6 protein-coding genes are annotated in these 8,999 nt (G+C 74.4%); 5 read left to right on the top strand and 1 reads right to left on the bottom strand.

Features of this window, described 5'->3' with window-relative positions; all coding sequences use genetic code 11:
- The first annotated feature begins 72 nt into the window (after positions 1 to 72).
- The 4 genes from AAHZ94_RS22270 to AAHZ94_RS22255 all read left to right on the top strand — a co-directional run bounded on the left by AAHZ94_RS22270 (position 73) and on the right by AAHZ94_RS22255 (position 3,191).
- Positions 73 to 996: a carbohydrate ABC transporter permease gene (locus tag AAHZ94_RS22270; protein WP_349994749.1), complete on the top strand. Its 924-nt coding sequence runs from the start codon at positions 73 to 75 to the stop codon at positions 994 to 996.
- Positions 993 to 1,841, top strand: a complete 849-nt coding sequence (locus AAHZ94_RS22265) for a carbohydrate ABC transporter permease (RefSeq protein WP_349994748.1) — start codon at positions 993 to 995, stop codon at positions 1,839 to 1,841. Before AAHZ94_RS22270 ends, AAHZ94_RS22265 begins: the two co-directional genes overlap by 4 nt.
- Positions 1,842 to 1,897: 56 nt before the next feature.
- A complete protein-coding gene (npdG, locus tag AAHZ94_RS22260; RefSeq protein ID WP_349994747.1) occupies positions 1,898 to 2,626 on the top strand; it encodes an NADPH-dependent F420 reductase in 729 nt (242 codons plus the stop codon).
- A gap of 340 nt (positions 2,627 to 2,966) precedes the next feature.
- Complete coding sequence (locus AAHZ94_RS22255; protein ID WP_349994746.1) at positions 2,967 to 3,191, top strand: hypothetical protein; 225 nt, start codon at positions 2,967 to 2,969, stop codon at positions 3,189 to 3,191.
- Here AAHZ94_RS22255 and AAHZ94_RS22250 read toward each other — a convergent pair.
- A complete protein-coding gene (locus tag AAHZ94_RS22250; RefSeq protein WP_349994745.1) occupies positions 3,188 to 4,000 on the bottom strand; it encodes a site-2 protease family protein in 813 nt (270 codons plus the stop codon). The two genes, AAHZ94_RS22255 and AAHZ94_RS22250, sit on opposite strands and share 4 nt — an antisense overlap.
- A gap of 849 nt (positions 4,001 to 4,849) precedes the next feature.
- Between AAHZ94_RS22250 and AAHZ94_RS22245 the strand changes: the two genes are divergently transcribed.
- Positions 4,850 to 8,999: AfsR/SARP family transcriptional regulator (locus tag AAHZ94_RS22245; protein ID WP_502964740.1), on the top strand; the 4,150-nt coding region annotated here is incomplete at its 3' end.

The raw sequence follows: 8,999 nt of genomic DNA, 5'->3' as shown, positions 1-8,999 counted from the left end.
GCCCCGCCCCCCGGCGGGCCGGGCGCCGCGCGCAGACCCCGACCGGCCGCCAGGCGATAGGAGTACCGCAACGTGAAGCGCCCCACCCGCACCGAGGCCCGCAACGCCCGGGCAGCCGTCGGCTTCCTGCTGCCGTTCCTCGCGGTGTTCCTGCTCTGCTTCCTCGCACCCATCGGCTACGCCGTCTACCAGAGCCTGCTCAAGGTCGAACGGCCGGCGCCGCTCGGCCTCGGCGGCGAGACCAACGAGGTCTGGGCCGGATTCGCCAACTACCGTTACGCCCTGGAGGACGACCGCTTCATCGAGGGCTTCGGCCGCGTACTGCTCTTCGGCGCCGTCCAGATCCCGGTGATGATCATCTTCGCCACCGCGCTCGCCCTGCTCCTTGAGGCCGCGTCGGCGCGCTGGGTCGGCTTCTTCCGCACCGCCTTCTTCCTCCCGTACGGCATCCCCGGCGTCATCGCCTCCATCCTGTGGGGCTTCCTCTACGTGCCCGGCATCAGCCCGCTGGTGGAGATGGCCGACTCGGCCGGCTGGCACGTGGACTTCCTGTCGAGCGACACCGTCCTGTGGTCCATCGCCAACATCGTCACCTGGCAGTTCACCGGCTACAACATGCTCGTCCTGATCGCCCAGCTCAAGGCGATCCCCGCGGAACTCTTCGAGGCCGCGCGGATCGACGGGGCCAGCGCCTGGCAGGTCGCCCGGCACGTCAAGCTGCCACTGATCAGACCCGCCCTGGTGCTCACCACCGTGTTCAGCATCATCGGCACCCTGCAACTCTTCGCCGAACCGATGGTGCTGCGCCCGCTCGGCACCTCCATCGACTCCGGCTACACCCCCAACCTGAACGCCTACAACGAGGCGTTCACCAGCAACAACCAGCACATCGCGGCGGCCGAGGCGGTCCTGCTCGCCCTGGTCGCCTGCGTCCTGTCGTTCGGATTCCTCAAACTCGTCGGCCGGGGTTCCCGGGACGGGAGGGACGACGCATGAGCCAGCAACCGCCGCTGCGGCACCGCATCATCACCGTCTCACTGCTCTCCGTCGCCGCCGTCTACTTCCTGGTGCCCGTCTACTGGCTCACCGTCTCGGCCACCAAGAACACCGGCGACCTCTTCGGCACCTTCGGCTTCTGGTTCGCCAACCCGCACCCCATCGACTACCTGCACGACGTCCTCACCTACGACGACGGGATCTACGTCACCTGGCTGCTCAACAGCCTGCTGTACGCGGGCGTCGGCGCGGTGGCCGCAACGCTGCTCTCGGCCGCCGCCGGCTACGCGCTCGCCAAGTTCGTCTTCCCCGGCCGCGAAGGCGTCTTCAACCTGATCCTGGCCGGCGTGCTGATCCCCGGCACCGCCCTCGCCCTCCCGCTCTACCTGCTGTTCAGCGAGATCGGCCTGGCCGACAGCTACTGGAGCGTGCTGCTGCCCAGCATGGTCAGCCCGTTCGGCGTCTACCTGTGCCGGATCTACGCGTCGGCCGCGGTGCCCGACTCGCTCCTTGAGGCGGCCCGCATCGACGGCGCGGGCGAACTGCGCATCTTCAGCACGCTGGTGCTGCGGCTGATGAGCCCGGCCCTGGTGACCGTCTTCCTGTTCCAGTTCGTACACATCTGGAATAACTTCTTCCTGCCGCTGGTCATGCTCAACGACGCCGACCTCTACCCGATCCAACTCGGCCTGGTCGGCTGGCAGGGGTACGCCGACCGGCAGCCCGAGCTCTACCAGTACACCGTCGGCGGCGCCTTCCTCTCCGTCATCCCGCTGATGGTGCTGATGGGTGTGCTCCAGCGGTACTGGCGCACCGGCCTCGCCGAGGGCAGCGTCAAGGCGTGAGCGGCGCCACGCCGCCCGGTCCGCCCGCGGACCTGCGGTGCTGGCAGGATCGCCGTATGACTACTCCTGATGACACGAGCAAGGGCGCGGCGCCGGCCGCGGGCAAGGCACCGGCCAAGGACCCGTGGGAGCTGCCCGACGTGTCCGACCTGGTGGTCGGCGTCCTCGGCGGCACCGGCGACCAGGGCCGGGGCCTGGCCTACCGGTTGGCCAAGGCCGGCCAGCAGGTGATCATCGGCTCGCGGGCGGCCGACCGGGCCCAGGCCGCCGCGGCCGAACTCGGCCACGGCGTGTCGGGCGCGGACAACGCGGAGTGCGCGCGCCGCAGCGACATCGTCATCATCGCGGTGCCCTGGGAAGGACACGCGCGGACGCTGGAGGCGCTGCGCGACGACCTCGCCGGCAAGCTCGTCATCGACTGCGTCAACCCGCTCGGCTTCGACAAGCAGGGCGCGTACGCGCTCAAGCCCACCGAGGGCAGCGCGGCCCAGCAGGCCGCCGCGCTGCTGCCCCAATCGCGGGTGACCGCGGCCTTCCACCACTTGTCCGCGGTGATCCTCCAGGACCCGGAGGTCGCCGAGATCGACACCGACGTGCTGGTGCTCGGCGAGCGCCGGGCCGACACCGACGTGGTGCAGGCGCTGGCCGGCCGCATCCCCGGCATGCGCGGCGTCTTCGCCGGCCGACTGCGCAACGCCCACCAGGTGGAGTCGCTGGTGGCCAACCTGATCTCCGCCAACCGCCGCTACAAGGCCCACGCGGGACTGCGCCTCACGGACGTCTGACCTGCATCGGGGTGGGGCGGGCGGGGTCGACCGGTGCCGTCCGGCTTGGCGCGGGGCCGCGGCCGTACGACTCGGCTCGGGGCCGGGGGCGGGGCCGGGGCCGGGGCCGTCCGACCCGGCTTGGGCCCGGCGCTGTACGACCCGGTGCGGGCCCGGTTCCGTACGCGGCCCGGTTCGTCCGCGGCGTCGCACGGCAGGACTCGCCCCGCGGTCGGACGGTGCGGCGGCGGAGACCGGCGCCGGGGCGGGGCCCGGGCGAGGGGGAGACCGGGCGGTGGGCGGGCGGGGTGAGTGGGGGACAATGGCCGGGTCCGACCGCCGTCCTTGCAGGAGCCATCGCATGCCCGCCCAGACCAAGCCCGACCCCACCCGGCGCATCGCCGTCTACGCGCTGGTCGTATGCCTGCTGGCCGTGGTGGCTGCCATCGTGTCCTTCGCCAAGGGGAGCCTGCTGGGCATCGTCTGGGTGCTGATGGCCGGTCTCACCAGCAACCTGTGGTGGTTCTCGGTGCGCAAGAGGCGGGCCGAGCGGGCGGCGGCCGAGGGCAACCTGCCCACCGCCTAGCTCCCCTGCGCGGGGTACCAGCCCGTCTCGGCCGGCGGCACATCGCGCCAGAAGCGGAAGACGTCGTACCCGTACCGGGTGGCGGACTCCGGCACGTCAAGGGTGCGCAGGAGCGCGTCCACGGCGTCGAAGAACGCCCCGCCCACCTCGGGAATCCACAGCAGGCCGATCACGAGGAGCAGCCCGAACGGGGCGAACGGCGCCACCTGCTGACGCGCCCCGGGCGAGAGCCACGGCTCGATCACCGCATAGCCGTCGAGGCCCGGCACCGGCAGCAGGTTCAGCAGCGCCGCGGAGACCTGGAGCAGCGCCAGGAAGGCCAGCGCGCCCTGGAACGCCGGCGGCGCATCGTCCAGCAGCCCGAGCCAGAACGGGGCGCTGACCACCACCGCGAACAGCACGTTCGTCGCCGGCCCGGCCGCCGCGATCAGGCTGTGCCGCCAGCGGCCCCGGATGCGGTGCCGCTCGATGAAGACCGCACCGCCCGGCAGCCCGATCCCGCCCAGCACCACGAACAGCACCGGCAGTCCGATGCTCAGCAGCGGATGGGCGTACTTCAGCGGGTTCAGCGTCAGATAGCCCTTGGCGCCGATCGACGCGTCACCGGAGTGCAGCGCGGTGCGCGCGTGCGCGTACTCGTGCAGACAGAGCGAGACGACCCAGCCGGCGACGACGAACACGAACACCGTGAAGCCGGTGCCCGTGGTGGCGTCCTCCCACACCACCCAGCCGGCCAGGCCGCACACGACCACCAGCAGGAGGAAGACCGGGCTGACCCGGCGGTCGTGGCGGCTGACGGCGGCGGTCATGGGCGCGGCTCCAGGCAGGGACGGGGGACGGGCCGGGCGCCGGGTACGGGGGCGCCCACCCGGCCGACGGTAGTCGCGCGACGCGCCCGGCGGGGAAAAAACGAGGCGCGGGCTGCGCGGGGTTCCGGGCAGAGTGGGACCGGAAGAGCCGGTTCGGGGGACGGGGAAGAGATGGGTGGCCACGACGGAGTGCCCGGCAGATGTCGGTCGGTGGACGGCGGCGCACGGCGGGCCCGCCCGCTGCGCCCCGGCCGGGGCTGCCCGCACCGCCGCGACGGCCCCGCCCCACCGCGCGCTGATGTCCCACCGTGGCCTGCGGCGGACCGGTCCGAGGTGGACGACTCCGCGGCGGATCGTTTCGCGGCGGACCGCCCGGGGGCGGATCACCTCCCGTCGGGCCACGCCGCGTCGGACCGGGGCGATGCCGGGTACCCCGAGCCACGGGCGGAACAGGCGGTACGGGCGGACCGGTCCGGAGGGCCAGACCAGCGGGAGCGGCCGGGCCAGCCAGGGCAACCGGTCCAACCGGGTCAGCCAGGTCAGCGGGAGCGGCCGGGTCGGCCAGGGCAGGCAGGCCCGTCGGGTCAGCTAGGCCAGCCGGGGCAGGGGGAGGAGCCGGGCCTGCCAGGGCGACCTGGCGGGCCGGAGCAGCCCCCACCCGCTGCCGCCCACCACGACCCACCGCCGTGCGTACCGGGCCCGCGCCCCGTGGCGGAGCCGGCCGGAGGTTTCCGGCGGGCCGGCGGATACGGAGGATTCGTACAACTCCCGCACCCCGCTCCGCGGGCGAAGGCTGGAGGGCGAGGTCCCCTGCACCCCACGCCTTGGTCGTCGACGACAATGGACGGCGTGCGCTACGGCATACTCGGCACCACCCAGGCCCATCATGAGGACGGCACCCCCGTCCCGCTCGGCGGTGCCCGACTGCGCGCGCTGCTGGCGGCGCTGGCGTTGCGCCCCGGCCGGGTGCGTTCGGTCGACGCGCTGATCTCCGACGTCTGGGACGGCGACCCCGGCGCGCCCGGGACCGGCGGCACCGTGCCCCGGGACGCCGGCGGGGCGCTGCACGCGTTGATCGGCCGGTTGCGGCGGGCGATAGGCCGGACCGCGATCGTCTCGGTCGACGGCGGCTACCTGCTCCAGACCGACCCGGACTCGATCGACCTGCACCGCTTCGAACGGCTCGCCCAGGACGGCGCCCGGGCGCTGGACGAGGGCGATCCCGCGCTCGCCGCCGACCTGCTCGATGCGGCCCTCGCGCTGTGGCGCGGCCCGGCACTCAGCGACCTGCCGAGCAGGACGGCCCTGGCGGCCCGCGCCGAGGCCCGCCACCTGGACGCCCGCCGCAACCGGGCCCGCGCCGACCTCGCGCTGGGCCGCGCCGCCCACGCGCTGCCGGTCCTCACCGAACTGTGCGGGGCCCACCCGCTGGACGAGTCGCTGCACGCGCTGCGCATCCGCGCCCTGCGCGCCACCGGCCGGACGGCGGAGGCACTGGCCGCGTACGAGCAGGTGCGCCGCGAACTCGCCAGCCGCCTCGGCACCGACCCCAGCGCGGAACTCCGCACCCTGCACGCCGAACTCCTCACCCCCGCCCCCACGCACCACCCGGCCCCACCAGCGGCGGAAGACTCCCCCCGCCCCGCCGCCGACCCCTCGCCCCCGCATGCGGAGCCGCCGTCCGACGCGGCCCCGCACGGTGGGGGTTCGTACGGCAGCGGCTCGTACGGTGACGGTTCGTACGGTGACGCCAGCCACGGCAGTGGTCCGTACGGTGACGCCGGCTACGGCAACGGTCCGTACGGTGCCGCGAGCGCCGGTGCGGAGGCCGCGCCCGGGCCGACCGTGGGTGCTCCGGGCGCCACGAATAACCGTGGTGCCGGTGCCGGTGCCGGTACGAGTACGAGTACGAGTACGAGGGTGGGTGTGGCCGCGGGGGCCGGGCGTGGCGATGCGGCCGGAACCGGGGCCGTGGACGGGGCCGGGCCGTCAACCGATGCCGGAGCCGGAGCCGTGGACAGGGTCGGGGGCGGGTCCGAAGCTGGGCTGTCATCCGGGGGGCCCTCCGGAGCGTCAGCCGAGACGCCGTCCGAAGGGGCGGGGCCGGACCACCGCGGTACGGCGGGCGAGGCACAGCCGGTGGCCGCGGCGGTCGTTCCGTCGAGTGGCAACTTGCGGTCGTCTCTGACCAGTTTTGTCGGGCGGGAACGTGACCTTCAGGCGCTCCGCGCCGACCTGCGGACGCAGCGGCTGGTCACGCTGCTCGGACCGGGCGGTTCCGGCAAGACGCGGCTGTCGAAGGTGGCCGCGGCCAGTGTCGCCACCGACTGGCCGGACGGCGTCTGGCTCGCCGAACTCGCCCCCGCGCACGACCCGGACACCGTCGTGGAGACCGTGCTGACCACGCTCGGCGCGCGGGAGACGGTCATCCGCGGCAGCGCGGCCGAGGAGTTGGGCGTCACGGCCGACCTGGCCACCCGCGATCCGCTGGCCCGGCTGACCGAACACTGCGCGGCCCGCCGCATGCTGCTCATCCTGGACAACTGCGAGCACGTCATCGAGGCCGCCGCCCGGCTCGCCGAGACGCTGCTCGCGTCCTGTCCCGAGGTCACCGTGCTGGCCACCAGCCGGGAGCCGCTGGCCGTACCGGGTGAGCTCGTACGCTCCGTGGACCCGCTGCCGCAGCCGGTCGCGCTGCGGCTGCTGGCGGACCGGGGCGCGTCGGCCAGGCCCGGGTTCCAGGTCGACGACGACCCGGAGGCGTGCGCGGAGATCTGTCGTCGGCTCGACGGGCTGCCGCTGGCCATCGAGCTCGCCGCGGCCCGGCTGCGGCTGCTCTCGCCCAGGCAACTTGCCGACCGGCTTGACGACCGCTTCCGGCTGCTGACCAGCGGCAGCCGCACCCTGTTGCCGCGGCAGCAGACGTTGCGGGCGGTCGTGGACTGGTCCTGGGACCTGCTGGACGAACGGGAGCGCGCGGTGCTGCGCCGGCTCTCGGTCTTCGCGGGCGGCTGCGACCTGGCCTCAGCCGAGGCGGTCTGCGCCGACCCTGGCGTTGGCGCTGGCCCGGCCCTCGATGCACACCCCGGCCTCGCCCCCGACGCTGGCGCAGCCCTCGATCCGCACCCCGGCCCCGACCCCAGCGCCGACGGCCTCCCCACAGCCACCCCCACCGAACACGCCGTCGACCCCCGGGACGTCGCCGCGCTGCTCGGTTCGCTGGTGGACAAGTCGCTGGTGGTCGCGGGGCCGACGGACGCCGCGGGGCCGGGCGTCGGTCCCGGCGACGGGCGGGCGCGCCGACGTCCCGAGCCGCTGCGGGCCGGCCCGACCGGTCCTGACATCGAACTCTCCGCCGACCTTGGCCGCGACGACAGCATGCGCTACCGACTCCTGGAGACGGTCGCCGAGTACGCGGCCGAGCGGCTTGACGAGACGGGCGAGCGGCCCGCCGTGGAGCGTCGCCACCTCGTCGCGTACCGCGAACTCGCCCGCCGCGCCGACCCGCTGCTGCGCGGTGCCGACCAGGGGGGCTGGCTGTGGACCCTGGAGCGGGAGCACGAGAACCTGCGCACCGCGCTGCGCCGGGCCGTCGCCGCCGGTGACGAGCACGAGGCGCTGTGCCTGGTGCTGTCCCTGCACTGGTTCTGGCATCTGCGCGGCCACCGCGCCGACCTGCGGACCTGGGCGAGCGCCGCGTCCGAACTCGGGCCCAACCCGTTCCTGCCCCCCGTCACGGTCGCCCCGCCGCTCACGGCGCGGCCCATCGACACACCGCCGCCCATGGCGCCCGACCAACTCCAGGAGGCGCGGCGCGGCGTCCGGCTGCTGGCGCTCGCCATCCTGGAGGGCGATCTGCACCAGATGGAACAGCCCGAGGTCAAACGGCAGTTGCAGGGGCTCGCCGCCAGTTACCGGCCGGGGCTGCCGCAGACCTGTCGGATGCCGGGGGTGCTCTGGTTCTTCGCGGCGCTGATGGCCGGTGAGTACGCGCAACTGCACGAGATCGTCGACGCGTCGGTGCGCACCAGCCGCGCGCTCGGCGACCCCTGGGAGCTGGCGTTCGCCCTGCAACTGCGGGCCAAGGTGCTCTCCGCCCGCCACGCCGACCCCGCGGCGCTCGACGACGACATCGGCGAGAGCCTGGAGATCTTCGCCCGGCTCGGCGACTCCTGGGGCGCGGCCGAGGCGCTCGCCGGGCGCGGCGAACTGCGCGAGTCCCGCGGCGACTACGAGGCGGCTGCCGATGACTACCGGCAGGCGATCGGATACGCCGAACGGCTCGGCGCGCAGAGCCAGGTGTCGCTGCTGCGGGCCCGGCTCGCCGGCCTGCTGATCGAGCGCGCCGCGACGGAACAAGAGGTCGAGCAGGGCGCCCAGATGCTCGCCGAGATCCTGGCCGAGGGCCAGCGGATGAGCACCGAAGCCATGTCGTACGCCCGGCTGCACTACGCCATCTTGTGCGCCGAACGGGGACAACTCGGGCAGGCGCGGCGCCAGTTCGAGCAGCAGCTCGCGGAGTTCGGGGGGCGTACGCACGAGCTGTTCCACGGGGTGATGGAGGGGCTGCTCGGCTGGCTCGACGTGCTGGAGGGGCGGCCGGCCGACGCGCTGGTGCGGCTGCGCTCCGCGCTCGCCAAGACGCAGTCCTCGGTGACCAGCACGGTCGTGCCACAGGTGCCGGTCGCCCAACTGGTCACCGGTGCCCAGGCTCTGGCTGGCCTCGGCGGCACCGAGCGGGCCAGGGCCGCGGCGCGGATGATCGGCACCCACGACGCCCAGTACCCGGCGGCGCTGCACCTCGGCCGGGTGCACCAGGCGCAGCGGACCCAGGCGGAGGCCACGGCCCGCGCCCTGTTGACGGACGCGGAGTACGAGCAGGCGTACGCGGAGGGGGGGGGGGGCCCCCCCCCCGGCCGGCCCGCGCGCCGCGGGGGGGGGCGCGCGGGCGGCGGCGCCCCCCCGCCGGGCGCCGAGGGGGGGGGGGGGGGGGGGGGGG

It is taken from the genome of Streptomyces sp. HSW2009 (assembly GCF_040240285.1).
Classification (GTDB): Bacteria; Actinomycetota; Actinomycetes; order Streptomycetales; family Streptomycetaceae; genus Streptomyces.
This window is presented reverse-complemented; position numbering and strand designations above follow the sequence as displayed.

Excerpts from the sequence above, each read along its gene's own strand:
- AAHZ94_RS22265 (WP_349994748.1), top strand. The coding sequence starts at position 993 with ATGAGCCAGCAACCGCCGCTGCGGCACCGCATCATCACCGTCTCACTG.
- npdG (WP_349994747.1), top strand. The coding sequence starts at position 1,898 with ATGACTACTCCTGATGACACGAGCAAGGGCGCGGCGCCGGCCGCGGGC.
- AAHZ94_RS22255 (WP_349994746.1), top strand. The coding sequence starts at position 2,967 with ATGCCCGCCCAGACCAAGCCCGACCCCACCCGGCGCATCGCCGTCTAC.
- AAHZ94_RS22250 (WP_349994745.1), bottom strand. The coding sequence starts at position 4,000 with ATGACCGCCGCCGTCAGCCGCCACGACCGCCGGGTCAGCCCGGTCTTC.